Annotated in this window: 23 protein-coding genes and 1 pseudogene; 11 read left to right on the top strand and 13 right to left on the bottom strand. The window is 59.5% G+C overall.

The genetic code is table 11. The annotated features are described in order from the left end of the window. Nucleotides 1-13: 13 nt before the first annotated feature. The gene (locus L6D80_RS07680; protein ID WP_176514965.1) at nt 14-1,069 is read right to left on the bottom strand and encodes an HAD family hydrolase; all 1,056 of its coding nucleotides are present in this window, start codon (nt 1,067-1,069) and stop codon (nt 14-16) included. Nucleotides 1,070-1,311: 242 nt separating this feature from the next. Between L6D80_RS07680 and L6D80_RS07675 the strand changes: the two genes are divergently transcribed. Then, entirely contained in the window at nt 1,312-2,703 is a 1,392-nt protein-coding gene (locus tag L6D80_RS07675; protein WP_176514964.1) for an L-cystine transporter, read from the top strand. Between the two features lie 33 nt (nt 2,704-2,736). On the opposite strand, the gene L6D80_RS07670 is transcribed toward L6D80_RS07675, so the two are convergent. After that, a complete protein-coding gene (locus L6D80_RS07670) occupies nt 2,737-3,252 on the bottom strand; it encodes a dihydrofolate reductase (protein WP_054901899.1) in 516 nt (171 codons plus the stop codon). A gap of 54 nt (nt 3,253-3,306) precedes the next feature. On the opposite strand from L6D80_RS07670, the gene L6D80_RS07665 reads away from it, so the two are divergent. Both L6D80_RS07665 and L6D80_RS07660 read left to right on the top strand, forming a co-directional pair. Further along, nucleotides 3,307-4,698: a DUF2868 domain-containing protein gene (locus L6D80_RS07665; protein ID WP_054901900.1), complete on the top strand. Its 1,392-nt coding sequence runs from the start codon at nt 3,307-3,309 to the stop codon at nt 4,696-4,698. Beyond that, a complete protein-coding gene (locus tag L6D80_RS07660) occupies nt 4,691-6,055 on the top strand; it encodes a GTPase/DUF3482 domain-containing protein (RefSeq protein ID WP_054901901.1) in 1,365 nt (454 codons plus the stop codon). Before L6D80_RS07665 ends, L6D80_RS07660 begins: the two co-directional genes overlap by 8 nt. A gap of 22 nt (nt 6,056-6,077) precedes the next feature. On the opposite strand, the gene L6D80_RS07655 is transcribed toward L6D80_RS07660, so the two are convergent. From L6D80_RS07655 to L6D80_RS07630, 6 genes are all read right to left on the bottom strand, one after another. Further along, nucleotides 6,078-6,626, bottom strand: coding sequence for a phosphonate degradation HD-domain oxygenase (locus tag L6D80_RS07655; protein ID WP_054901902.1), 549 nt, complete (start codon nt 6,624-6,626; stop codon nt 6,078-6,080). A 50-nt stretch (nt 6,627-6,676) separates the two neighbouring features. Further along, a complete protein-coding gene (locus L6D80_RS07650; protein WP_054901903.1) occupies nt 6,677-7,702 on the bottom strand; it encodes a putative 2-aminoethylphosphonate ABC transporter substrate-binding protein in 1,026 nt (341 codons plus the stop codon). 30 nt (nt 7,703-7,732) lie between these two features. Beyond that, nucleotides 7,733-9,457: a putative 2-aminoethylphosphonate ABC transporter permease subunit gene (locus L6D80_RS07645; RefSeq protein ID WP_176514962.1), complete on the bottom strand. Its 1,725-nt coding sequence runs from the start codon at nt 9,455-9,457 to the stop codon at nt 7,733-7,735. Nucleotide 9,458: 1 nt separating this feature from the next. After that, nucleotides 9,459-10,517, bottom strand: coding sequence for a putative 2-aminoethylphosphonate ABC transporter ATP-binding protein (locus tag L6D80_RS07640; protein WP_176514960.1), 1,059 nt, complete (start codon nt 10,515-10,517; stop codon nt 9,459-9,461). Nucleotides 10,518-10,672: 155 nt separating this feature from the next. Next, a complete protein-coding gene (locus L6D80_RS07635; RefSeq protein ID WP_054901906.1) occupies nt 10,673-11,542 on the bottom strand; it encodes a LysR family transcriptional regulator in 870 nt (289 codons plus the stop codon). Nucleotides 11,543-11,642: 100 nt separating this feature from the next. Beyond that, entirely contained in the window at nt 11,643-13,901 is a 2,259-nt protein-coding gene (locus L6D80_RS07630; protein WP_176514958.1) for a heavy metal translocating P-type ATPase, read from the bottom strand. Between the two features lie 83 nt (nt 13,902-13,984). On the opposite strand from L6D80_RS07630, the gene cadR reads away from it, so the two are divergent. The 3 genes from cadR (at nt 13,985) to L6D80_RS07615 (ending at nt 14,881) form a co-directional block, all read left to right on the top strand. Continuing rightward, nucleotides 13,985-14,428 (top strand): cadmium resistance transcriptional regulator CadR, encoded by a 444-nt coding sequence (cadR, locus tag L6D80_RS07625; RefSeq protein WP_054901908.1) that lies wholly within the window; start codon nt 13,985-13,987, stop codon nt 14,426-14,428. Between the two features lie 91 nt (nt 14,429-14,519). Continuing rightward, nucleotides 14,520-14,663 (top strand): hypothetical protein, encoded by a 144-nt coding sequence (locus L6D80_RS07620; protein ID WP_156358088.1) that lies wholly within the window; start codon nt 14,520-14,522, stop codon nt 14,661-14,663. A 20-nt stretch (nt 14,664-14,683) separates the two neighbouring features. Further along, on the top strand, nt 14,684-14,881 hold the full coding sequence (locus tag L6D80_RS07615) for a hypothetical protein (RefSeq protein ID WP_054901909.1): 198 nt from the start codon (nt 14,684-14,686) through the stop codon (nt 14,879-14,881). A gap of 60 nt (nt 14,882-14,941) precedes the next feature. Here L6D80_RS07615 and L6D80_RS07610 read toward each other — a convergent pair. Continuing rightward, nucleotides 14,942-15,259 (bottom strand): annotated as a pseudogene (locus tag L6D80_RS07610) (thymidylate synthase); the annotation flags it as partial. A gap of 300 nt (nt 15,260-15,559) precedes the next feature. On the opposite strand from L6D80_RS07610, the gene L6D80_RS07605 reads away from it, so the two are divergent. Together L6D80_RS07605 and L6D80_RS07600 are read left to right on the top strand one after the other, a co-directional pair. Continuing rightward, nucleotides 15,560-16,618, top strand: coding sequence for a hypothetical protein (locus tag L6D80_RS07605; RefSeq protein WP_020189854.1), 1,059 nt, complete (start codon nt 15,560-15,562; stop codon nt 16,616-16,618). A 250-nt stretch (nt 16,619-16,868) separates the two neighbouring features. After that, nucleotides 16,869-17,933, top strand: coding sequence for a beta family protein (locus L6D80_RS07600; RefSeq protein WP_176514956.1), 1,065 nt, complete (start codon nt 16,869-16,871; stop codon nt 17,931-17,933). On the opposite strand, the gene L6D80_RS07595 is transcribed toward L6D80_RS07600, so the two are convergent. Beyond that, nucleotides 17,930-18,475: a sce7726 family protein gene (locus L6D80_RS07595; RefSeq protein WP_020189852.1), complete on the bottom strand. Its 546-nt coding sequence runs from the start codon at nt 18,473-18,475 to the stop codon at nt 17,930-17,932. The genes L6D80_RS07600 and L6D80_RS07595 overlap by 4 nt on opposite strands. Before the next feature lie 458 nt (nt 18,476-18,933). Between L6D80_RS07595 and L6D80_RS07590 the strand changes: the two genes are divergently transcribed. Continuing rightward, nucleotides 18,934-19,437, top strand: coding sequence for an Abi family protein (locus tag L6D80_RS07590; RefSeq protein WP_176514954.1), 504 nt, complete (start codon nt 18,934-18,936; stop codon nt 19,435-19,437). Further along, complete coding sequence (locus tag L6D80_RS07585; RefSeq protein ID WP_176514952.1) at nt 19,343-19,912, top strand: hypothetical protein; 570 nt, start codon at nt 19,343-19,345, stop codon at nt 19,910-19,912. Before L6D80_RS07590 ends, L6D80_RS07585 begins: the two co-directional genes overlap by 95 nt. Nucleotides 19,913-20,548: 636 nt before the next feature. Here L6D80_RS07585 and L6D80_RS07580 read toward each other — a convergent pair. Beyond that, nucleotides 20,549-23,776: a hypothetical protein gene (locus L6D80_RS07580; protein ID WP_020189850.1), complete on the bottom strand. Its 3,228-nt coding sequence runs from the start codon at nt 23,774-23,776 to the stop codon at nt 20,549-20,551. 184 nt (nt 23,777-23,960) lie between these two features. Further along, a complete protein-coding gene (locus L6D80_RS07575) occupies nt 23,961-24,674 on the bottom strand; it encodes a hypothetical protein (RefSeq protein WP_020189849.1) in 714 nt (237 codons plus the stop codon). Between the two features lie 524 nt (nt 24,675-25,198). Here L6D80_RS07575 and L6D80_RS07570 point away from each other — a divergent pair. After that, nucleotides 25,199-25,543, top strand: a complete 345-nt coding sequence (locus tag L6D80_RS07570; RefSeq protein WP_020189848.1) for an antitoxin Xre/MbcA/ParS toxin-binding domain-containing protein — start codon at nt 25,199-25,201, stop codon at nt 25,541-25,543. A gap of 600 nt (nt 25,544-26,143) precedes the next feature. Here L6D80_RS07570 and L6D80_RS07565 read toward each other — a convergent pair. Further along, a partial coding sequence (locus L6D80_RS07565; RefSeq protein ID WP_135199453.1) for an IS3 family transposase occupies nt 26,144-26,252 on the bottom strand: 109 nt, incomplete at its 5' end.

The following is a 26,252-nucleotide window of genomic DNA, read 5'->3' as shown; positions in this document are numbered from 1 at the left end:
AGCACCACAAGGTCTACTGAATCTGCTCCGGCGTCACGATCACCCAGTTCTTGTCCGCCGTCACCGGCAACCCTTCCTTGGCCTGGGCCGCCGCATTCTTGGCAATCATGCCGTTCAACTGGTCCATGTACTTGGCCTTGCGGTTTATCCACAGGTGGATGCCGCCCTTGCCCACATCCACGCCGTGGAACTGCATGTAGCCATCGCTGTTCGGGGTATCGCCGCCCACCAGTACTGGCTTCTTCCACTCGTCGATATAGGTAAGAATCGCTGCTTGCTTGCCCGCCATCCAGGTCGCCGGGGTCCACAGGTATGGAGTGAGCTCCAGGCCTTCGTTGGCCTTCGCGTCGTACTTGCCTTCGGTGATCTGCTTGCGTGCCGTGGTCAACCGGCCACTGGCGCGATCTTTGAGCAGCAAGCTCACCCCGATCACATTCTCCGGCTTCACGTTGTAACCGTACCTGGGGTCCGAAGCGACCATCCGCACCAGCTCTTCCGAGGCGGCGGAAATAACGTACACCTCGATGCCGTTCTCCATCAGTTTGTTGTACAGCTCGGCCTGGCCGGTGAAGACCTTGGGTGGCTGGACCTCGATGGATTTGAGCTGGTCCCCTTCGTAATAGGTACTTGGAATGGGCTTGGCAGAGGCCATCAGCTCATCTACCTGCACTTTGAGCTCCTTGAGGGTGAACCCCGAAAACACCTGGGCTACCCATGGGTAGCAGACCATGTCGTCGATTTCGCACAGGCGGTAGTAGTAACTGAACAAGCTCTCTTTGTGCTCGGCGGTATCCTTGAATGGGATCAGCTTGAGCGAGGGGTCGAGCGTGTCACGCGTCAGCAGCCCCTTGTTCTCCATGAACGGCAGCAACGCCTCTTCAAGGTCGTAGCGATAGCTGGTGTTATCCATATCGAACACCGCGTAGTTACCCTTGTTGGCGTTGGCGGCGATCATCGTGTCGAGCTGCCGGGCCGCGTCGGCCGGCCAGTGCTTGAGCTCGGTGGCCCAGGTTTCGACACTCAACAGCAGGCACAAACCGAGGGCGAGGGTTTTCGGAGCGAACGTCATGCACCAATCTCCTGAAATGACTTGGAAAAACCTAGACCATCAATGCGGCCTACAAGGCGTCCACAGCGACCTTTATGCACGTGTATACGCCGTGTTCATTGCCATTTACGACAATCTGTTATTCCATAAACGACTAAGCAAATAACGCTTGGGTATAAATTCGTTTGTTTTCAGGCTGTTAGCATTTCCGTTCGCAATCGCTCACAGAGGCGATGCCTCTACTGCTTTTTCCTGGAGCTTCAATGAACCTGCCGCTGTCTCTTAACCTGCTGGTGTTCCTGGCATTACTGCTGGGCCTGGCACAAACCCGCCGCACCGACTGGAGCCTGGCCAAGAAGGTGCTGGCCGGCCTGGTGCTGGGCGTAGTGTTCGGCCTGGCGTTGCACACTGTTTACGGTGCCGGCCACCCCGTGCTGCAAGCCACGATCAGTTGGCTCGACCTGGTCGGCAACGGCTATGTCGGCCTGCTGCAGATGATCGTCATGCCGCTGATCTTCGCGTCGATCCTCAGCGCCGTGGCCCGCCTGCATAATGCATCCTCGCTCGGACGCATCAGCGTGCTGAGTATCGGCACCCTGTTGCTGACCACCGCTATCGCTGCGCTGATCGGCATCGTGCTGACCAACCTGTGCGGCCTGAGCGCCGAGGGCCTGGTCGCCGGGGCTCAGGAAAGCGCGCGTATGCAAGTCATCCACAGCGATTACGCGGGCAAGGTCGCCGACCTCAACATCCCGCAACTGCTACTGTCGTTCATCCCAAGCAACCCGGTGGGCGACCTGGCCCGCGCCAAGCCGACCTCGATCATCAGCGTGGTGATCTTCGCCGTGTTCGTTGGCCTGGCCGCTTTGCAACTGATCAAAGACGATGCCGAAAAAGGTCAACGCGCCCTGTCGGCCATCGACACCCTGCAAGCCTGGGTGATGCGCCTGGTGCGGGTGGTGATGAAACTCACCCCCTATGGCGTGCTGGCGCTGATGACCAAGGTGGTGGCCAGCTCCAACATGGAGGACATCCTCAAGCTGGGCAGCTTCGTGGTGGTGTCGTACATTGGCCTGGCACTGATGTTCGTGGTTCACGGCATCATCCTTGCCGCGACCGGCGTCAGCCCGCTGCGCTTCTTCCGCAAGGTATGGCCAGTACTGACGTTTGCCTTTACCAGCCGTTCCAGTGCAGCCAGCATTCCCCTGAACATCGAGGCGCAAACCCGCCGCCTGGGTGTACCCCAGTCTATCGCCAGCTTCAGCGCCTCGTTCGGTACCACGATCGGCCAGAACGGCTGCGCCGGCCTGTACCCGGCGATGTTGGCGGTGATGGTGGCACCAGCGGTGGGCATCAATACCTTCGACCCGCTGTGGATTGCCACCCTGGTGGCCATCGTCACCCTGAGTTCGGCAGGGGTTGCCGGCGTGGGTGGTGGCGCGACATTCGCGGCGTTGATCGTGCTGCCGGCAATGGGTTTGCCGGTCGAGCTGGTGGCGTTGCTGATCTCGGTCGAGCCGCTGATCGACATGGGGCGAACGGCATTGAACGTGAACGGCTCGATGACCGCAGGTGTGGTGACCAGCCAACTCCTGAAAGAGACTGACAAAGAAGTGCTGGCCGGCGATGAACATGCCGAGCTGAGCCACTCCTGATACCGCAGGGGCCGCGGCGCGGCCCCAACGCCCTCAAACCTTGTCCCACACCTCGAAGTGATACGCAGGCTTGTCCGCCTCCGCCTGCGCCTCACTTGCGACCAGCCGCCACTGCCCCTTGTCGAACGCGGGGAACCACGCATCTCCCTGCGGCGACAGCTCCACACGGGTCAGGTACATACGGCTAACCAAGCCCTTCTCCAGCGCCTGCGCATACAACTGCGCCCCGCCAATCAGCATCAGCTCATCGACGCCCTGCTCACGTGCCCACTGCTCGGCGCGCACCAGCGCCGCTTCCAACGAAGCGAACACTTCGGCACCTGCCAGTTGCAGCTCCGGTTGACGACTGACGACGATGTTCAAGCGCCCCGGCAACGGCCGCCCCAGCGAGTCCCAGGTCTTGCGGCCCATGATGATCGGCTTGCCCAGGGTAGCGGCCTTGAAGTACTTGAAATCGCCCGGCAAATGCCAGGGCATGGAGTTGTCGATGCCAATCACGCGGTTTTCGGCATGCGCCGCGATCAGGCTGAGCGGGAGTGATGTATTCATGCTGGCGAGGATAGCACCCGGCGTGTGGGTTATGCTTCTGCCCTGAACCGTGCAATGGAAGACCTTGTGACTGGACCGACTCCACTGGACAAGCGCTGGCTCACCGAAGCTGTACGCCTGCGCGAGGAACACGCCGGCCCCCTGGAAGACCAGGAAGCCAACCGCCATGCCCGCCAGCAGGGCGGCGACCTGGCCGCGCGCATAGAAGCCCGTGCGCTATTGCTGGCCGAACGCGACGGCATGGACACCGCCCTGCACCACTGGAAACAGGGCGCACGCCTGGCACTGCTGGTGCTGCTGTTGATGGCCGTGCTCAGCGGCGCCGGCCTGGCGTTCGCCGCGCTGGGCGACGGGCAGCGCCCTGTGAACGTGTTCTGGGCCCTGGGCAGCCTGCTCGGGCTGAACCTGCTGATGCTCTTGGGCTGGGCCGCAGGCCTGGCCTTGAGCGGCGAACATGGCGCCAGCCTGGGGCGTCTGTGGTTATGGTTGAGTGAACGCTTTGCCCGCGATGCCAAGGCCGCCCACCTGGCGCCGGCACTGCTGGTACTGTTGCAGCGCCAGCGCCTGAACCGCTGGTTGCTGGGCTTGCTGATACACAGCCTGTGGTTGCTGGCGATGCTCGCAGCGCTGGCGATGCTTGTGGCATTGCTGACCACCCGGCGCTATGGCTTCGTGTGGGAAACCACCCTGCTCGCCGCCGAGCCATTCGTCCACCTTACCCAAGCGCTTGGCGCCCTGCCTTCGCTGCTGGGCTTTGCCGTGCCGGACGAAACCATGATCCGCACCAGTGGCGACACCCTGCCAGCCCTGGATATCACCCGCCAGGCGTGGGCCAGCTGGCTGCTCGGCGTGGTGCTGGTCTATGGCCTGCTCCCGCGTCTGCTGTTGGCCGGCCTGTGCCTGTGGCGCTGGCGCCAGGGCCGTCAACGCCTGGCCCTGGATCTCAGCCTGCCCGGCTATGCGCAACTGCGTGACGCACTGATGCCCCGCAGTGAGCGCATCGGCGTGCAGGAAGCCGCCCCCGACACGCTGCCGCAGTTTCAGGCGGGCCAACTGGAGACCGGTAGCAGCGGCGCCTTGCTGGTGGGGCTGGAGCTAGACGACCAGCGCCCTTGGCCACCGGCCCTGGCCAAGGGCGTGACCGATGCCGGCGTGCTCGACAGCCGTGAGTCGCGTAACCGGCTGCTGGAACAACTGAGCCGCTTCCCCCCGGCGCGCCTGGCTATCGCCTGTGACCCCCGCCGCTCGCCCGACCGCGGCAGCCTTGCCCTGCTGGCTGAACTGGCACGCAATGCCGGTGCCACGCGCATCTGGCTGCTGCAGGCCGCGCCGGGCCACGCGGTGGATGCCGAGCGCCTGGGCGACTGGCACGACGCACTGGACCGCCTGGGCCTGCCCTACGCCGACACCTCGCCCCTGACCTGGCTGGAGCATGGCCATGACTGAACCGCTGAAACTGGCCGTGGTCGGCCACACCAACGTGGGCAAGACTTCGCTGCTGCGGACCCTGACCCGCGATGTCGGCTTCGGCGAAGTGTCCCACCGCCCAAGCACCACCCGCCACGTAGAAGGTGCGCGCCTGTCGGTGGATGGCGAGCCTTTGCTTGAGCTCTACGACACCCCCGGCCTGGAAGATGCCATTGCCCTGCTCGACTACCTGGAACGCCTGGAGCGCCCGGGCGAGCGCCTGGATGGCCCGGCACGGCTGGAGCGCTTTCTGCAGGGCAGCGAAGCACGCCAGCGGTTCGAACAGGAGGCCAAGGTGCTGCGCCAATTGCTGGCCAGCGATGCTGGCCTGTATGTCATCGATGCGCGCGAGCCGGTGCTGGCCAAGTACCGCGATGAGTTGGAAGTGCTGGCCAGTTGCGGCAAACCGCTGCTGCCGGTGCTCAATTTCGTTGCCAGCCACCAGCACCGCGAGCCGCAATGGCGCGAAGCCCTGGCACGCCTGGGTTTGCATGCACTCGTACGCTTCGACAGCGTGGCCCCGCCGGAAGACGGCGAACGGCGGCTTTACGAAAGCCTGGCGCTACTGCTGGAAGAGGCTCGCCCGGCCCTGCAACGGCTGATCGATGATCAACAGGCGCAACGCTTGGCCCGCCAGCACAGCGGCAAGCGCCTGATCGCCGAGTTGCTGCTCGACTGCGCCGCCTGCCGCCGTAGCGTCGAAGCCGAGCCTGCCGCCGAGGCCAGGGCCATCGAGGCGCTGCGCCAGGAGGTGCGCCAGCGCGAGCAGCGTTGTGTCGAGGCACTGCTCAAGCTCTATGCCTTTCGCCGCGAGGACGCCAATGCCGGAGATCTGCCGCTGCTGAATGGGCGCTGGGGGGACGACCTGTTCAACCCCGAGACGCTGAAATTGCTCGGCGTGCGCCTGGGCAGTGGTGTGGCAGCCGGTGCGGCGGCGGGCGCCGGGGTCGACCTGCTGGTCGGCGGCCTTACCCTCGGCGCAGCGGCCTTGGCAGGGGCCATTGCCGGAGGCGCATTGCAGACAGCACGCAACTATGGCTCACGGCTGATGGGTAAGCTCAAAGGCCAGCGTGAGTTGACCGTGGACGATACCGTGTTGCGGTTGCTGGCCTTGCGTCAGCAACAGTTGATGGCGGCGCTGGACAGCCGCGGGCACGCAGCCCAGGACAGCATTCGCCTGGGCCAGCTTGAGGAAAAGGCCTGGCGCGAGGGCAAGCTGCCCGAGGCCTTGAGCAAGGCGCGTGCGCACCCGCAGTGGTCGACGCTCAACCCTGGAGCCAGAGTGGATCAGGCCCAAAGGCAGGAGCAACTGGAGGCGTTGGTTCTGCAGATTTGAGGATGCCGGCAACACCGACAACTCAGAGCAGGGCCAACGCCTTAGCCTTCAACACCGCCAGTTCAATCACCGGTACCCCAACCTCCTTGGCCCGTTCATCCCACTCCCGCATGCGCAGACTCACGCTGAACAGCGGGTCCAGTTCGAACGCGTCCGCTTGCGCCTCGGTCATCACGCCTCCCTGATACTCCAGCGTGCGCCGGCTGGCCTCGCTCAACCGGGCGTAATACCCCGGTTGGCGCAACGTCAGGTAGCGCTTGGCCTCCACGTGGTACTGCACCAGCAGTGCCATTCGCTCGCTGAAACCACAACGGCGCAAGTACTCGGCACCAATGCGCTCATGGCTGGCAACACCGTACCCACCCATGTTGCCTTCCCCTCCACACAGGTGGCCGATATCGTGAAAGAACGCCGCCAGCACCACTTCGTCGTCGAAGCCTTCGGCCATGGCCAACTGCGCGGCTTGGGACATGTGCTCGAGCTGGGTGATGGCTTCGCCGATGTAATCGTCACTGCCATGGTGTTGGTAGAGAGCGAAGGTGTGCTCGACGATCTGGTCGGGGGCAAGCATCGGTTTTTTCTCCGTGCGGGGTGTGAGGGCACTCGGTCGCCTGGCAGGGTTTACTGCTGCACCACGTTCTCCGATTTGCCGTCATAACGCTTGCGCCACTCGGAGAGGATGTCGTCACGATGCTTCGAGGCCCAGGCGAAGTCGTTCTTGATCAGGCGCTGTTCATAGTCAGCTGGCAGCTCGGTCTGGGGCTTGGCAATACCTGGCGCAGCCAGCACTGCGAAGTTGTCCTTGTAGAGTTCCATGGCTGCCGGGCTGGCCGAGAAATCAGCCAGGCGCTTGGCGGCCTCAGCGTTTGGCGAGCCCTTGATCACCGCAGTTGCCTCGATCTCCCAGCCCAGGCCTTCTTTGGGCAGCACGATATCCAGCGGCGCACCCTGGCGCTTGAGTTGCACGGCCGGGTACTCGAAGGAAATACCGATCGGGAACTCCCCCGCGGCCGCCAGCTTGCAAGGTTTGGACCCAGAGTGCACGTACTGCCCGATGTTCTGGTGCAGGGCGTCCATGTAAGCCCACCCCTGTGGCTCGCCAAAGGTCTGCAACCAGGCACTGACATCCAGGAAGCCTGTGCCGGACGACGCCGGGTTAGGCATGACAATCTTGCCTTTGTACTCAGGCTTGGTCAGGTCCTGCCAGCTGACCGGCTTGCTCAGGCCCTGCTTCTCGGCCTCGATGGTATTGAAGCAGATGGTTGCAGCCCACACATCCATGCCCACCCACGCCGGCGGGTTGGCGGCATCGCGATAGTTGCCGGAGATCTTGCCCAGGTCCTTTGGTGCGTAGGCTTGGAGCATGCCGTTCTGGTCGAGGATGGCCAGGCTGGAAGCGGCCAGGCCCCACACTGCGTCCGCCTGCGGGCGGTCCTTCTCGGCCAGCAGCTTGGCCGTGATGATGCCGGTGGAATCACGCACCCATTTGATCTCGATGTCCGGGTTGGCCTTTTCGAACGCCTGCTTGTAGCTCTTGAGCTGCTCAGCCTCCAGGGCAGTGTAGACAGTCAGTTGCGTACCGGCGGCCGAGGCCTGCAGGCTGAATACGGCGGATACGGCAGCGGCAAGTGCGAGTGGCTTGAACATGATGCGTTTCCTATCAGTGTGGGCAGTCGGTCATTGGCCAGGCGCACGCTGGCGCCATGCCTGGGAGCGGCGCAACAGGCCGCGGGAAGCACCGGCCAGCAGCAGCGAAGCAACAGCGCTGGTCAGCAGGATCAAGGTCGACATCGCGGCGGCACCGCCGACGTTGCCGGCGTCATCCATGTTCAGCACGGCGACGGCAGCAAGGAGGGTGTCTGGGCTGTACAGGAAGATCGCCGCCGAGACGGTGGTCATCGCCGAGACGAACAGGTAGCGGATGATGTCCAGCAGCGCGGGCAGGCAGATCGGCACGGTGACCCGCACAAAGTGCTTGTACAGCGGAGCCTTGAGCGACAACGCCGCAGCTTCGAACTCCCCATCGAGCTGGCGCAGTGCAGTGGTTGCGGTCATCTGCGCGGTGGTCAAGTAGTGGGCAATGGTGCACGTCACCAGCAGGCCCATGCCGCCATAGAACACGTGCAGCGGGTTGCCACTGAGGTTGAAGAAGAAGACATAGCCCAGGCCCAGCACCAGCCCCGGCACCGCCATGGGAATGAAGCTGAGCAGCCGCAGGGCCTGATTGAGCAGGCGTTGGCCCTGGGTCTTCTCCATCAGGTAGGCCCCGGTAAAGATCAGGCTGCTGCCGACCAGCGCTGTGCCGATGGCCATGGTCACGCTGTTGCGGTAGGCCAGCCAGCCACCACCGGCGGTGTCCTCGAACATGTAGTGCTTGAACGACAAGGTCATGTTGTAGGGCCAGAACGTGACCAGCGACGAGTACACCGCCATGCCGATCACCACCAGCAGCACTGCGCAAACCAGCAGCACGATGGCCAGGAAGCTGGCATCCCGGGCGCGGGAGGGCTTCGGCTCGAACACCTGGGCGCGACCACTCATGGCCTCGCCCTGACGACGGCGCAGCCAGGCGTCGACGGCAAAGCTGAGCAGCGCCGGTACCAGCAGTACCATGCCGATCAACGCACCGCGGCCAAACTGCTGCTGCCCTACGACCGCTTTGTAGGCTTCCAGCGCCAGCACCTGGTAGTCGCCACCGACAACCACCGGCACGCCGAAATCAGTGATGGTCAGGGTGAACACCAGGCAGAACGCCGCGAACACCGCCTGGCGCGTTGCCGGCCAGGTAATGCTGCGAAACGCTCGCCAGGGCCCGGCGCCCATGCTCGAGGCCGCGTCGAACAACCGCGCATCGGCCAGCGACAGGGCTGACAGCAAGATCATCAACGCATGGGGAAAGGTGTAGATGGCCTCACCCAGGACAATGCCCCAGAAGCCATAGATATTGTCGTTCAACAGGCTGCGCAGCAGGCCCTGATTGCCGAACAGGTAGACCAGGGCGATGGCCGGCAACATCGACGGCGCCAGCAGCGGCAGCAGCGAGATGCCCCGCCATACACCCTTGGCCGGGATCAGCGTACGTTGCAGGGCATAGGCGAACAGATAGGCCAGCGGCACCACGATCGCCGCGACCGTAAAGGCTACCGACAGGCTGTTGCCCAGCAACCAGTGGAAGTTGGCACTGGCAAACAGCTCACGGGCCGCCACCAGGCCGCCACCCTGGGCGGCTTCACCGCTGAAACCGCGCCAGAAGATCGCCAGCAATGGCATCAGCACCGCCAACAGCAGAAGGATCAGTAGCAGGCTCTTGCCGCCAACCACGAACAGGCGATCGCCGAGGGCGACGCCGCTGCGCGTGCTGCTGTTGGCCTGGCGGAGCGGCAGGGACATGGGCGCGGCCATCTCAGGCAAACACCTGCAGGCTCTGCGGCGGCAGGGCCACCCAGATATCCTGCGAGCCCAGGCGGGGCATCGCTTCAGGCGCCAGCTCAGCGAGCAGCGCGTGGCCTGGCAGGGCCTTGAGCTCGAAACTCATGCGGCAACGGTTGCCGAGGAAGGTGATTTCGCGAACCTTGGCCGGGAACAGGTTTTCCTCGTGCACCACAGGGTTGACGGTAATCGCCTCTGGGCGGCAGAACAGCCGGCCGCTGCTGGCCCGAGGCGCGCCTGCGGCCAGGCGCATGCTCATGGCACCCACCTGGGCATGGCTGTCACCGCTGCGCTGGAACGGCAGCCAGTTGCCTTGCCCGACGAACTCGGCAACGAACGGCGTGGCGGGTTGGTCGTAAATGTCCTGAGGTGTGGCGTACTGCTCGACCTGGCCGTTGTTCATCACCGCGATTCGGTCGGCCATGAGCATGGCTTCGTCCTGGTTGTGGGTAACCATCAGGGTGGTGATGCCCAACTGGCGCTGCAATTGGCGCAGCTCGGTGCACAGGTGCTCCCGTACCCGCGCATCCAGGGCCGACATGGGTTCGTCGAGCAATAACAGTGAAGGCGATGGCGCCAACGCGCGGGCCAGCGCCACACGCTGCTGCTGGCCGCCGGACAGCTGGCCGGGGAATTTCCTTTCGCTCCCGGCCAGGCCCACCAGCTCGAGCATCTCGGCCACGCGCTGACGGCTTGCATCACGGCCGCTGCCGGCCAGCCCGTAGGCAATGTTGGCTTCGACCGTGAGGTTGGGGAACAGCGCATAGGACTGGAACAGGATGCCGTAGTCCCGGGCCTGGGGTGGCAGCTCGGAGATGTTCCGCTCGCCGATGTACAGCTCACCACGGTCCTGGCGCTCCAGGCCGGCGATGCAGCGCAACAGGGTGGTCTTGCCGCAGCCGGAAGGGCCAAGCAGGCAGACCAGTTCGCCAGCGGCAATGTCCAGGGAAACATTGTTCAACGCCGTGAAGGCACCGAAACGCTTGTGAATACCGCGCACTTTCATGTGTGCGCCTGGGGCGGCGTGGTTCATGGCTAGGCCTCATCGAACAGATGGGGCCATGCTAGGAAGGCAATGCGAAGGTTCTGTGGCGTTAAGGCAAAAGCAGGTGATAGTGGTATAGGCAGATTTTGTACTGGCCTTGCTGGCTTCTTCTCGGGGTCACCCGCAAAGCGTTCGCCGCCGACCTAGAATTGCGACCCCACCACTTCCTGCGCCACCCCGAGGAAGGCCGCCGGCAACCTGGCCTGGCGCCGCTCCTTCAGGCAATACAGGTACTCATGCATCACTGGCGCATCCTCCAGCTGCAACACCCGCAGTTCAGGGTTGTGCGGCACCTCGTGCCGGGCGATCACGCTGATGCCGATGTTGCGCAGCACCGCCTCGCGAATCGACTCACGGCTGCCGATCTCCAGCAGTGCGCCGGCCTTCACGCCGGCATCCTGCATCATCTGCTCAGTGAGTTTGCGGGTGGTCGAGCCCTTTTCGCGCATCAGCAGGCAATGCCCGGCTACCACATCGATGGCTATCGCCTGCCGGTTGGCCAGTGGGTGGTTGCGATGCACTGCGACCACCAGCGGGTCAGTGCCCAGCACGCGTCGGACCAGGCGAGCATCCTCGACCAACTGCGACGAGGCGGCGATATCGACGCGGTAGTCCTCAAGCATCTCCAGCACCTGTTGGGAGTTGCCGATCTCCACCGCCACCCCCACCTGCGGCAAGCGCTCGCGAAAGATCTTCACCAGGTCGAGGATGTAATACGGGGCGGTAGCGGCGATACGCAGGCTACCCTGGGCCTGACCACTGTTGCGCAGTTCGAACTCGATGTCGGCCTCCTGCTGCAGCAGTGCCTTGACCATCGGCAGCAGGCGCACGCCCTCTTCGCTCAGCACCAGGCGCCGGCCACCGCGGTAGAACAGCTCCACGGCGTACTGGCTTTCCAGGTTACGGATCTGCGTGGTCACGGTGGGCTGGCTGAGCCCAAGCTTCTTTGCCGCCAGGGTGATGCTGCCCAGGCGGGCTACCATGTAGAAGGCCTTGAGCTCGGCACTCAGCATTGCCTGGCTCCGTAGCGGGGCCGCAAGCTGCAAGCTAAAACAGGTCTGTGTCGTTTCATGATGCTCACATCCACCTCGATCAGCTTGCTGCCTGGAGCTGTTACTTGCGTAGCAGACGCAGCCCGTTGAACACCACCAGCAAGCTCACGCCCATGTCGGCGAACACAGCCATCCACATGGTCGCCATGCCGGCAAAGGTGATCGCCAGGAAAATGGCCTTGATGCCCAACGCCAGAACGATGTTCTGCGTCAGAATCGCCGCACTTTGGCGCGACAGCCAGACGAACGCCGGGATTTTGCGCAAGTCATCATCCATCAGCGCCACGTCGGCGGTCTCGATGGCCGTGTCGGTACCGGCCGCGGCCATGGCAAAACCGATCTCGGCGCGTGCCAGTGCCGGTGCATCGTTGATGCCGTCGCCAACCATGCCGACTCGATGGCCCTGGGCATACAGCTGCTCGATGCTCTGCAATTTGTCGGCCGGCAGCAGGTTGCCTTCAGCGCGGTCAATGCCCACTTCAGCGGCAATGGCCTGCGCGGTATGGGGATTGTCGCCGGTGAGCATGACGGTCTTGATCCCCAGCGCATGCAACTCGGCGATTGCCTGACGGCTGGTGTCCTTCACCGTGTCGGCCACCGCGAACAGGGCCAACGGGCCCGAGCGATCGAGCAGCAGCACCACGGTCTTGCCCTGACGCTCGAGCACGTCGAGCTGCGCCTCAAGCTGCGGCGAGCACAGCCCCAGTTCTTCGACCAGACGATGGTTGCCCAGGTGGTAGGTTTCACCCTCAATGTTGCCGCGCACGCCTCGGCCTGCCAGGGCAGCGAACTCGCTGACCTCACTCAAGGGCAGGTTCTGCGCCTTGGCGAACTGGGCAACGGCGCCCGACACCGGGTGGTCGGAGCGATGGGCCAAGCTTGCCGCCAAGGCCTGGGCGCGGCCTTCGAACCGCGGGTCGAGCACCTTGGCATCGGTTTGCACAGGCTTGCCATAAGTGATGGTGCCGGTCTTGTCCAACGCCAGGAAGTCCAGCTTGCGGCCCCCTTCGAGGTAAACCCCGCCCTTGATCAGGATGCCTTTGCGCGCGGCGGCTGCCAGGCCGCTGACGATGGTCACCGGGGTAGAAATCACCAGTGCGCAGGGGCAGGCCACCACCAGCAGCACCAAGGCGCGATACACCCAGTCGTACCAGGCGCCACCCATGAACAGCGGGGGGATGACAGCCACGGCCAGGGCAAAGGCGAATACCGCCGGGGTGTAGATGCGCGAGAACGTGTCGACGAAGCGCTGGGTGGGGGCACGAGCGCCCTGTGCCTCTTCCACCGCCTTGATGATGCGCGCCAGGGTGGATTGCCCGGCCGCAGCCGTCACACGGTACTCCAAGGCACCGGCCTGGTTGATGGTACCGGCGAACAGCTTGTCGCCTGCGGCCTTTTCAACAGGCAGGCTTTCACCGGTGATCGGCGCCTGATCGACGCTGGATTGCCCACTGGTCACCTCACCGTCGAGGCCGATGCGTTCACCCGGGCGCACCCGCACCTGTGCACCGATAGCCACGTGCCGCACCTCGACCTCATGCCACTGGCCGTCGGCCTGCTGGACGGTGGCCATGTCCGGGGTGAGCTGCATCAGGCCACCGATGGCGTTGCGTGCCCGGTCAAGGGAACGGGCCTCGATCAATTCCGCCACCGTGAACAGCACCATCACCATGGCCGCTTCCGGCCACTGGCCGATCAGCACTGCGCCCGTCACGGCGATGCTCATCAGCGCATTGATGTTCAGGTTGCGGTTCTTCAGGGCAATCCAGCCCTTCTTGTAGGTACCCAGGCCACACCCCAGGATTGCCGCCAGGGCTAGCGCGGCGACCACCCATTCAGGCGCTCGCCCACTGAAATGCACGATCTCGGCAGCAATCGCAGCAACGCCCGACAACGCCAGGGGCCACCAATGAGCCTTGCTTGGCTGAGGCGCCAAGGCACCGCCATCATCCTCTTCGGCCAAAGGTTCGGCCTTCATGCCCAGGCTGTCGATGGCCCGCTCGATCTCGGCGGTGCCGGAAAGGGTGTGGCGCACGCCGAGCACACGGTTGATCAGGTTGAACTCCAGTTGCTCGATGCCGGCCAGCTTGCCCAGCTTGTCCTGGATCAGGGTCTGTTCGGTGGGGCAGTCCATGGCCTGGATGCGGAAGCGGCTGAGCCGGGCTGAGTCACTGGCCGTTTCGCTCAGTTGCACGAATGCCGGCGCGGCGGCGGTGCCGCAACAGCTGTGGGCGTGGGCGTCGTGGCACTGACGTTGGCCATCCTGCGCGTGGTCATGGGAATGTTCGTGGTCGTGTTCGTGGCTGACAGGCTGGTTCATGGGGTCATCCTTAATGTGCGCCTGTTGCCAAGTGAACACCCTGTAGCCACTATAGGGTCAAGTAACCCGTGGGGAGATTCGTGATGAAAATCGGAGAACTGGCCAAAGCCACCGATTGCGCCGTGGAAACCATCCGCTATTACGAGCGCGAGCAATTGCTGCCGGAGCCGGCGCGCACCGAGGGCAACTATCGGCTCTATACCCAGGCCCATGTCGAGCGCCTGACCTTCATCCGCAACTGCCGCACCCTGGACATGACCCTGGACGAAATCCGCAGCCTGCTGCGCCTGCGCGACAGCCCCGAAGGCTCGTGCGGCAGCGTCAATGCATTGATCGACGAGCATATCGAGCATGTGCAGGCGCGGATCGATGGGCTGGTGGCGTTGCAGGAGCAACTGGTGGAACTGCGCCAGCGTTGCAATGCCCAGGGGGCGGAGTGCGCAATTTTGCAACAACTGGAAGTCAACGGGGCGGTATCCATCCCTGAGGCTGAGCCTTCGCACGTGGGGCGCAGCCACGGCCACTGATGGCAATATGCAGCTAGTACACCAGCCCTAGGGCCATGTGGAGGTGTTAGGCAGATAATCGGGGGGCTTTTCTCAACAGGGAGCACTACCGATGAATACTGCCTTCGAGGCGCTTCGCGAACTCAGAGAAGACGAAACCGGCCTGGTGGGCGGTGGCGAGCATCGCCCCAGCGACCCACCGTTGCAGTTTCCCGAATGGCCTGACGAACTGTTCGGTTCGGCAGGCGACCTCTGACCCACACAGGAGTGACAACCATGCCTTGCGCAAACCTGCACACGCCACGGACGCTCAGCAGCGAGGAACTGGAGCTCGTCGCTGGCGGCCATGACGCGACCATCATGCCGGTGTTCCCGCCGGTGACCATCAAGCCGGACGTGCCGCCACCGCACCTGCCGCGGGTGCCGGATATCCCGCCCCCCAATGACATTCGCGGGCCGAACATTCCGCTCTGAAGTGGCCCCATCGCCGGCAAGCCGGCGATGGGCTGCAAAGCAGCCCCGATCAATCGCGAATCAGACCGCCATCGGCGCCGTCATCGGCGCATGGTGCTCATACCCTTCCAGGCTGAAATCGCCCGGTTCGATCTTCTCCAGCCATTCGGGCTCGTACTTGCCGGTTTCTGCAAACGCCGGTACACGGTCGCTGATCACCAGCTTCGGCGCTTCCAGCGGCTCGCGCTTGAGCTGCTCGTTGAGCATGTCCAGATGGTTTTCGTACACATGCGCATCGCCAATGAAGTACGTGAACCAGCGCGGGGTGTAACCGGTCAGGCGGCCGAACAGCGACAGCAGCGCCGCGCCTTCGGTGAGGTTGAACGGCGTACCCAGGCCCTTCACCCCCCACCTTTACCGCACATTACGCTGACTTGTAATGCCTTCCAAGCAACTTTGTATATGTGCATTATAGCGTTTGCACATTACCTGTGCAACCCCCGACACTGGATAAACCATCAGTTTTTTAAAGTCCCGCCCGCAGCCCCCTTTCTCCTGAAGGCCCGAAATACGTGGCCTGTAGCCAAGAAATTGACTCATTCTGGCAATGTGCTATCCATGGTGTCGGGGGAATCAATCGCCCTAGGAACAACTTCAGCACTTCCGCAGCCGCTATGACGCAAACAGCAGGGAGAATTGATGCGCCTAGATCAGATGCCATACCACTCAAGGCCCACCCTGGCCGTGCTTCCATTCCGACAATTCGGGATCGGATGGACGTGGCAACTGCGGGCACTCAAGCTTTTTCCCGAGTCCCAACTGTCCTGGAAGCGTTACTTCTACGATAACGGCAGTGGCCATGCGAGGGCGGCTGTTTTCACCTCCTACGAGGAGGCCATGGAAGCTGCAGACGAATTCAACAGCCGCACCAATGAACTGGTGGCTCAGGCGGTACCGGATCCTGTGCTTCAAAACTCAACCACCCTGAAAGTCGAGAAAGCACTGACGGCGGCGCGCCGCATCCAGGGAGAAGAGGAGCTCATGGAGCGCGAGGCAATCAAGCGGAACGCCCATCTGCCCCGGCTCTCCGCGCAAGAGCTGAAATTGCACAATACGATGGAGAGCTTGCGGCAACCGCTCCACGAGGAACTTAAGCGTGCGCCTTATCTAGAAATAGTTGCCTTGCCGAGATTCAACACGTGCCTTCGCCGTGTCGATGATCAGACATGGGAGCAGATCGGAGCCCTGCCTCCCAAACGCTCGCAGATCTGTCTGCGCGAAGTGACAGCCAAAGGGTTTGGTCTTTCGGGAGCCGACCACTGGGGAAGAACCAAAGCGCAGATACGCGCACTTTTACTCCCCCGAGCGAACCAGCTGCTGCAATTAGCAAGCGTCAAGCAAATGCTCGCAGAGGCGAGGATGCGCGGCCAGAGGGTACTGGTCTGTGGTGGCTTCGTGTTCTGGTATGAGGACGACGGGGTGCCACGGTGGGTGCTGAAAAACACGGGTGGCGAGTCCAGCAGCGAAGAGGGGAACACTTTGTGGCACGAGGGCACGATCCTATCCAAGAACCATGGCCGCATCGTCGTGCTCCCCTATATCAAGGAGAACGGAGAAAAGGTTCAAGGGCACACGAAGAATGCACCGCACGATGGTAAGGCGCTGCCCCGGCACCCTGACCAGTATGTCACCCTCCCTTTTGAGATCCTGGATGGTGACCTCATGATCGGACTGTTTGGTGAACTCCATTATGAGTAACCCACAGACTAATCGGACATACGCGCACCCCATATCCGAAAAACAACGCATTAAGGCTTCTATTGAGTGGCCAAGTGCTATCGTACCAATCTCGACCTGCCGTCTCACTGGGAGCATGACGTCGGCCAGTGGCAGTGGGCAAAACCGACATGTTCCGTATGTCGACGCTCGCTGATTGCCGGGGCCTGTGACTCGCCATGCCTTCAGCATTACGGCGAAACCGGTTTTCACACCATGCAAGGAGTGCAAGATGCAGTACGTGGCTTGTTTACGAGTTGGTCAGAATGACGTTAAGGCGCTGATAAATCTGGAAGACCACAGGCGGGAAGTCGTGGCTCCGCTGTTGGACATGCGAGGTGACGACGACAGACACCTTCAAACATTCCTAGCGAGTTGGACTGAGCATCCTTTTTTCCTAGACGCTTCAAGAATAACGAAGGACGTTGGTGAAGAATTCATTACTACCAATGACCTGCACAATCCTCATGGCGCGTTTGAGAACAAACGGCGCTTCTTCTCCGATGTGGCAGGCATCAACCAGAACGTTATACCGGTGGTCTCCTGGGTTGATGACGACCCTCAACGAGCAGTCATCCAAAGTGCTCTCGCTCTTCAGGGCGATTTCCCACATATAGCCATCAGGGTTACCTGTCCGGAAAACCCCACCGCGACTTCGTGGAACAGATTGCTATCAATCCTGGATGCTCTTGACAGCCCGGACACTGCGACGGTGATTTTGGACTTCGGCGCCACAACTCCGGCCAATACTGCCTCAGGGTCGGATTTCAATGTATCCCTGCGCCAACTCAACAGCTATCAGATACGGAATCTGGTTCTGATGAGCACCTCCTTTCCTATCGATAAGCCAACCTCAAATACCTCCCGTTCCTCCGCCTGTTACGACGTTGCATGGCAAGGAAGGGTCGACACCACCGGCATAGAGTCAGATATCGTCTACGGGGATTATGCGGCCACCAACCCAACCGCCTCAATGGAATACATACGAGGCATGCCTGTACTTCCTTTCGCCTGCTATTACACCCCAACGGAATGGTGGCAGCGACGCAAAGGCTCGGATAAGGAATTTGTGCGATACATTGAAATCGCCCAAGAGATCAGAGGCTTACCGGGTTATCACGGCGACGACTTCTGCTGGGCCACTCGTGAGTACAGCAGAATTGTCGCCACATCTACCGGCTACGGGAACAACGGAACATGGAATGGATACAGGATCAATCAGCATATCTGCGCCATGATCCAGTCCATCGTAGATACTGACGGCTTCGATGACCTCGACGCCGATGACTTACTCTAACGATAACGTTGTTTCAGGCTGACCAATACATGTGACCTGATCACATTCATGGGAAGGGCGTCGCTGAGCTGGCGGCGCACTTCTTTTATGAGGTCGCGACTTTTCGTTGGCACCCCATGCTGGTTAGCGAGTGCATCCAACTCACTACGCCACAAAAATCCCGTAAGGTGGAATTTATCCTGGAGCTTGTTGGGCTTCGCCTTTCGAATCATCGCCATGCCGGAATAGTCATCGACGACGAGTACGCCAACATGCGGCAGACATGACTCAAGAGCCTTCACCAAGTGCTTTGAATGGCAGCATAGCCAGACTTCGTCAAAGCACGCCATATAGGCCTGCTGCTGGCCCTCCCAGCGAGTCAACGTGTCAGCATGGGACTTGATTTCGAAAGCGGTCAGCTTGCCGTTGGCATGAACGAGATCGGCGCGTCTGGCCTTATCGATGAAGCACAGCTCCTCGATGAAGACGTCACTCTCTTCATGGGACATCGCTTTCGCGACCCACTGCTTGAGGATTGGGCGGATTTCGGTAGGATTCAACATGCGCGGATTATAGACAGACAGTTGAGGCTTCTCACGCTAAAAAAGCGCCCAGTCGTCGATCACCAAGGGCTCGCATGTGTGTGATACCTGTCCGGCAAGGGGTGGAGATGATGACGCAAGGCCAGGCGTGAGCCTGGTCATTCCTGGTTTGATCAGCTTGCCTCTGGCCGATCTCCCTGGCCGACCTCAGACCCTAACGGTGGTCGATTCGCAAGGCAGGCGACGTCCGCGCATTCGCGGTGAGCGGACGATGGTGTGTCGCACTAATGGAGTCCTCCGGGCTTAGGGTCTCGACTTGAGAGGCCCCGTTTCACAGCCGCCCAACCCACATCACCAGCGATGATATGATATTGAAGCGCCATTTAAACCCATAGCCAAGTCATCCTATCGGCCAACCACCGGCGCTCAACGCAATGCACGCCGGCTAAGCTCGCGCTGAAACCGCAGTGGAAGCAACCATGTACAACCCGACGCCGTTCAACCTACTCAGCTCGCTGGATTCCATTTCAGCTGCCAGGCTGTCCTCCTACAGACGTTTTTTCATCCCGGCGTCCGACTCAGAACTGTACGGCCTGTATTGCTGGAACGAGGTTCTATCCACGAATTTCATGCGCTTAACAGGCATCGTCGAAGTAGCGTTGAGAAATCGCTTCCACCTCGCTCTTAGCCAGTATGCGATGGCCCAGCATTCTTCCAGAATCATCGGCAGCGCTGATGCCAACAATTGGTACGAAGTATTGAGATTGAGCGGCAAAAGCTGGGAGAAGGTGCAGGCCGTCTCACGACAGGTACTGGAACAAGGCTCAAAAGCGACACACCTACACCCCGAAACTCCACCCGGTCAGCCCCAATCAAGTGATTGCGAATATGACGTTCGGCTTCTGGGCACCACTGCTGGATCTCAACCTGTCTTGGGACACGATCATCCCGACGATCTTTCCTCACCATCGCTACGCGAGTAACGCTGGTCACTGGAACAACAAGACGAACGTAGGCACCGTCTACGCCCGCCTTGAGACCGTCAGGTCGCTGCGCAACCGGGTCGCCCATTTCGAGCCGCTGTGGAAAATCCCGGACATCAAAGAAGAGAAGAAAGAAGCCAAGGGGGTAACGGTCAATGTCGAGTATCCGGCGCCCACTACTGAGGTCGAAGTGCTGGCCAGACTGAACATGCTCTATCGCCGAATCACCCAGACGCTCCATTGGCTTTCGAGCGACAGAGCCAGTGACCATGTTCAGTCAGAATTTCATCAAAAGACCTTGTACCTGATGACCCAGGAGGCCTTGGACGGCTTCAAGCGCGGGTACACCCACTCGGACGTCAAGCTCAGCAGCATGACCAAATCCTGGGGCATGAAACTGGTACTCAAGGGTGGCAAACCAATCCAGATCTCGCACCAGCAAAAAGTGATTGGAAATTTCTATCCCACTCACTGAGGCCTCACAGGCGTGTGGCCGTCCTGCTTACTCACCGCCCCCCCCAGAACAACCGCACACAGAACAACCGCCAGGATCGAATCTGGGTGCTTGAACCGAGAATGGGGCGGCAGGGAGAAATGCACTGCAGGCGGTGGTTTGAAGCCAAAAGAGTGGAGCTTCACGCGTCAGCGCTGACGCAGCGGTAGCCTTGGCTTTTCTTGATAGCTGAGAAAGGAAAAGGCCACCCTTTAGGGGTGGCCTTTTCACGTACTTCATTGCCCTTGGATCTTCAGTGGTGCTCTTAACCTGCTGACGATTAAGCCCAAGCGCCTACACCCTCATAGTACACAACGTGTGAGTTGGGTGTCTATCCCTAGTGAGGGTTTTTGGCCTGGCAGCTTCCAAAAATGCATGGTAGTCGCCCAGGTCTCTGCAGCGCTAGGTTGGCCGGGTAGACGTGGCTCGACTAGGTCGCTGCCGCACCCATCGACGTAGGATATCTCGGTAGCGGGGCAGCCCTTCCTGCTGAACGCCCCTAGTCTTACCTGCGCTGGTTTCACGCTTGGCTAGGCCCCAATTAGAGATTGGAGGGGCAGCCAAATACGTCGTCGCCCTAGAAGACACCCCGCCCCACACTCAAAGTGTGACCAACCTTTACCGGGTCTCAAATGAACGAATCTTCGCCAGCGCACGGCTGATTGGAGCGTTTTCCACGCCTGCCGGCACAAAGATATCGTCCTCAGGCTGAATTGCCGAAATCTCCTGGTCGTTTTCATCGATCTCCCAGGCATGAATGACAATTACGCCAGAAGTTATTAGATGGCTAACAAGCTTCCCTTTCGTGTTCACCGTAGCAATATGACACTTCTTGTGCACTTCGTAATCTTTCAAAAATCTTTCAATATTCTCAGAAGAGTTCGGGGTCATAGTATGAAGCCTAGAGAGTGCCGTTTGGATCCTCGAAGACCCATCATCAGAACGATCAAGATTACTTGTGACGGCCACGCGATAATGCGCTGGGTTCTGCCTGCTAATGCCTCGTATCAATGCGATGCGCAGTGCATTATTGGGATCTTTATCCCCGATGGTTTTCGCGATATTTTCGAATATCTTATGCCCAACAGCGGCATTCTCGAAGCCGAACATCAACACTGGAATTTCGCCTTCGCATGTTTGAAAGCCCAGCCCCTTCCAGCCGGCTTGATTCCACAGGCTCTCTTGGATGAGAGAAACAACTTTTAGCTCTCGATGCTTCATTGTTGAAAACTGAAACGGATGTTTTGGACGCTCTTCAGGCACATCAGACTTAGGCCGCCAATCCATGGGCTCTATATTGTGGTGCTCAAACCAAGTCACACGCCGTGTTGGCTTGTGCAATTCAAGGGTAGCTTCCTGATGAGACCCGATGCCAGGGACGGCATCACGCCCCATGAAATAGCTGTCCAATCCAATATTGCAGTTGAAGACGACTGCTCGTTCCAGGGCTTTGTCGTCTCGAAGCATCTCTTCGAATTTCGACCAGCCAATTTGAGGACAGATGGTGGACACAAAGTGAAGGCAGAATTCACTGTAAAATTGCCGGATCGTGCCTCGTTGTTCATCGGTCAAATTGGCGATGCTGAAAGGCGAGCAGAGGATTTCTGCAGAGGTTACCTGCGCAGCGGTGTCGAAGCTGTGCCGCAGTATGAAGTCGTCCTCATCTTCCAGCAGGACATCAATATTCACGGCGGGCACTGTAGCCGCTGCATGGTCTGCCATCATCGGTGCGCAGAAGCTCTCCAGTACAGCCAGCAATTGCTGCGCTAACTCAATGCATGGAGATTTCACCGGAAAAGACACAGACACCTTACAACCGAGGATATATGAGCTTATGGTCGTCCAGCGATCCAGATACAGGTCGAGTGGGGCCACCGGGGCTCCCATATCAATACTGCGCCACATGTTCATAAAGTTAAGATCAATTGGCTCATCCTCAGGCCCCGCTTTATCTTCATGACCTAAGCAAACTAATAGCGCATCTGCACTGAGCCCTAGATCCAGTTGATTCAATTTGTCCGGCAGCCAGGCGATTCTTTCAACGTCTGTAAAATTGGCGTTGAGAAATAGCTTACCAATCAGAACCTCATAATTCATTTTCTGATTTTCTGTCCACGGACTTTCATCCAGCGTTTGAGAGATCAGTTGAGCTAAGTGATACCAGGTCAAAGACTGGCCCACGCGACCTAGCTGACCTTCAATCCACATGAGTCGTTGGTAAATAGCAGCTTGCTTAGCACTGCTTCGCTGTTCCTTCAGTGCGTCAGTGGTTACCACGTAGGCTGCCATCAACGCTGCTCCTCGCGCAGCCCAAAGCAGGCCCTGCTTGTCGTATGCATGCGACAACATATACAGGGCAGCGAAGACTTCTGCCTTGCTTTCACTGCTATACAGCCCATACAGGGATAATCCGAAGCACTTGATCGCCCTGTAGTAGTCCTTTTTATCGCTACTCAGCGCTCCTCGCCTCAGGTACTTATCTGCCTTAATCCGGCTGTTTTCCCGCGCACCGGCATCATCAATGAGCTTATCCATGAGATCTTCGTAGGCCTTGAGATCTCCGAAGGCCACATCGAGTGCTTCGAGCAAATTGACGAAACGAGCCATAGGGTAGCCAATCAGCTTATGAGCACTATCAGCGATTTCGCTCAAAGACCGGAAGGTGTTGTTGGCTTGCTCCTCATTTTCCGCAATCAGCAGATCTAGAAGCGCCAAAGAGGTCTTGGCTTGCAATGCCCCGCTGACCATATCCGCGTTAGCGGCTATCGAGTTCAATCTCTCTCTAATAGTGGTTTCTAGGGAGTCCACATCGAGCGTGCACTTACCGTCTCGATGACTAGTGACCATCAAATTGAACAACGTTACGACTTTCTCCCACACCTCCACGTTTTCGGTCTCTTGAGCCACGCCGAGTGCTTTCTCAAACGTTTCCTCAAAGAGTTCCGCATTTTCCAGCCACCAGTACGCGGCCCAGGTCAGTTGGTAAAGGGCATCGAAATGCTGCCTCTGGGTACCAAACTTTTTCGCCGTCCGCACAGCGATATTGAACTGATGCTCGACGGCAACCGCATCCCGTTCCAGCTCTTTGTAGATGATGGCGCGCTTGGTGTAGAGATCGACCTGAGAGAGCGTCAAATGACCAGGGTCTTCGATCTGCTCGATCTGGCGCTCGATCGCAGTTAGCTGGATTTGCTTGTCAGCATCGAACGGGCCAATCTGAATCTTGCTCTCAATATTGCCTGTGAGACCTAAGTAATCGATGGCAAGATGCTGATTCTTGGGTTGTAGCGTTTTATCAAGCAGCCAGGTTCGATCAAGGATAGTGACCTTGACGTCATACTTTTTGGAAAGCTCGTCTTGCAGCTCCGCTCTGGAGCTGTTCTTGATGAAACGGCTGGTGACACAGAAGATCTGGACGTAGCCACGCCCTGTCGACATGACGCTCTCGACGTCCTTCCTGCATTTTGCCCTCCAATCTTTCTGGGTGCTGACACCGAATGCCCATCGCTCGGACTCCGGGGTCTCGTTTAGCCCCCAGAAAAAGGCGATCTGGCTGGAAACAGGGTAGGTCTCGGTATCGGTTTTTCCGTCTCCACCCGCAGTCGGGCCAGTCTGAGCAACCAGGTTCGGACAAATTTCCCGTTCGCACAGTTTCCGTACGAAGATCTCGAACTCAAGCTCTTGGCTTCGATTATTCAGAGTCTCAAAATGGTACTCCAGCATGGAGCGGTCGATGGTCGACTCTTGTAACTTCACAGAATCTGAGAACTGTTCCGGACGCCTCGCTCGCAGGAAGTCTTGCGGCTTAGGGCCAGCGATCTTGCTAGCCGATTGTTCCTTTTCCATCATCCACTCCTGAAATGACCAATGGCATCGCCCGGCCACCACCGACACTTGGCCCTGGGTCAATAAAGGCTCGACGTCATCGTGTTGGTCTTTGGTTCACGACGCTGCGGGGCGCCCACGCAGACATGGCGGGCGGGCGATCGTTTGTATCAGCCACCGGCTCGAATCTGATGGCTTGCCAAATTTATGGGGCCGGCCTTTCGGACTGCCAGAAATTGCAGCTGAAGTTATTCAAGCCACCGCCGTAGGGACTAGGCCTCACCGCGAACACTTCTGGTACAGCATCCCCATCGCCGCCATCGCGGAAGAACTCTCTCATAGAAAAGAGCGCCTGGGCCTTCAAACGCTCCCATTCTCGGTACCGACTGTCTTCAAGTTCGCTCTCTACCTGAGCGGCGCTGGGTTTGCGCTTGGGCACTGGCAAGGTGTAGCTGGGCTGAGGAGAGAAGTCGTAGACGAATGTCAGATGCCCGTGCTTCCAGTCCGCAGACGGCGACTCTCGCCAGCGAAACGACACTTGCACCGATAGTCGCTTACTGAGATGGAAAGGCGGCCTAATCTGATCATCAATAAAGAACAACTCACCCTCTTTACGCTCAGTTTCGAGCCGCCCTTTCATCTGCTGCAAAGCGTGAATGAGGTCATTGCCGGCATACAGCGCATCTTGCCGAGTGCGTTCGCGCTTGGCATGGGCCCTGGCCTTGCTGTACTCGGCGATCGCTTGTTGAAACGCATTAAGCTTGGCACCCACGTAAGGGCCACAATCACTAAGCCCAAGGCCATGAATCGGCCCCATGCGCTCTTCATCCAGGCACTTGCGCACTGCTGCCCGAAGCACCGTCTCGTCGACGTCGCTGATTGCAGCTTGCTGATTACTGGGCAGGTTAATGTAGGTCATGACCAAAACTATCCTTGTGTAATGGGCCTTGCTACCGCCTTATCCAGGCCGACCCTGCCGGCAGGATGGCACCATATAGCATGACTGAAGGACGTGGCGAAGCCCATTTTTGAAAAGGTCGCCAGTAGCTCGCGCCATACGCCGTGCAGGTAGATGAGTATGACTGGCGCAGCTTTCTTCACGCCGGACGTAGGGCAGCGGAGCACCAGCAGTCGAGCTCAAAACTTGATTTCGTGAGAGGTCGGACGGGCCTGGTAGAGCACACATCTCAGAGCAACGTAGGCCTGAAGGCGCGTGTATAACGCCCAAGAACAAATGGTGGCGGCAAAGCTAGCCATCATAATGCCATGCCAGCTTTGCGGCTAGCAGGCTCTGGCGTTCGACCGAGTGGGATCCACGGGCCCTGGTCACCGTATCTGCAACCGGTGCAGGCCTTGCTTCGACTGCAGAAACCCACGTAGAAACTCGCGGCCACCTTCATCCAACATTCCCGTAAGGCTGCACTACCTCTGTAAGGAATCTGAATGCTGATCGAACTTGATTTAAACACCAACGACGCAGAAGCGCTTTTGCGCCACTGCAGTGAGCACCGGCCAAACTGCGGGGACTTTCGAGAAGACGCTCGCCTAAGCGAAGCAATGGAAACGCTTGCAATTGCGATCAAGGATGCCATGAACCCCATGGAGGCGAAGGAGGCCTTAGATCATCAACTGCTGGATGCGGCGATTAGGTTGTTCGGCGCTAAATCGACCGCTATTGAGTGGCTTTCGAAACCAATGCCAGCACTGGGCCTACAACGTCCGATAGATGTTCCCCTCGAAGAAGCGTTGTCGCTCATTGGGCGACTGGAGCATGGCTTCGGCGCGTGAGGAATCTTGTAAGAGCTGATCAGCCATTTCTAATCGCTAATTGAGAACTCCGGGATGTGAAAGATGCGAGCTTCTCGCTGCCTCCTAGGCCAGCCTACCTGAGCGTCCTGGAGGCCAGTACTAGCCAGGCCATCTCTGAAACCTGTAAACCAATTTTTTTACGTGTAAATGGCAAGGGTTTACAGTGTAAAAATATGGTTTACAGGTCGATTGTCGGAGGGTAAGTCAGGTTACTCGCCTTGCGCTCGGAAAGTCACGGCGACACACGCTTGCAGACGCCTGTTGTCTGACACGGGTGTAATTTCAGACGGACTGATCCCAGCAAAAAAGCCCTATTGGTTTGACGTCAAAGCGTAAGCAGCAGCCTGCGGCTGCAAAGGAAAGCGATTTCTCCTTGGCCCCCGGCCCACCCACTCCAACCTCAGCTTCACACCAGACCCTCAAACCGTGTGATCTAGAAGCCGTAAATATCAGACGTAAAAGCCAGTGGGATCCTGTGAGAAAAGCGGTGCCTGGGCCACTGCCGCTTTTATCTTGCTCTCAAATATAAGAACTCCGTCTCGCTTAAAAATTTTCAAGAGGTGAATCGCCCCTGGTTTCCTAGACACTCTCCAAGCTCAGGAAATAGCGTTTCTCATACTCTATTGGAGACAGCTGCATAGCACTGCTGTGTCGGCGTTTAGGGTTATAGAACATTTCGATGTAATCG

The sequence above is a fragment of the Pseudomonas ceruminis genome, assembly GCF_021602025.1.
Classification (GTDB): Bacteria; Pseudomonadota; Gammaproteobacteria; order Pseudomonadales; family Pseudomonadaceae; genus Aquipseudomonas; species Aquipseudomonas ceruminis.
Note: the sequence above shows the minus strand (reverse complement) of the source record. Positions and strands in the feature narration are given on the sequence as shown.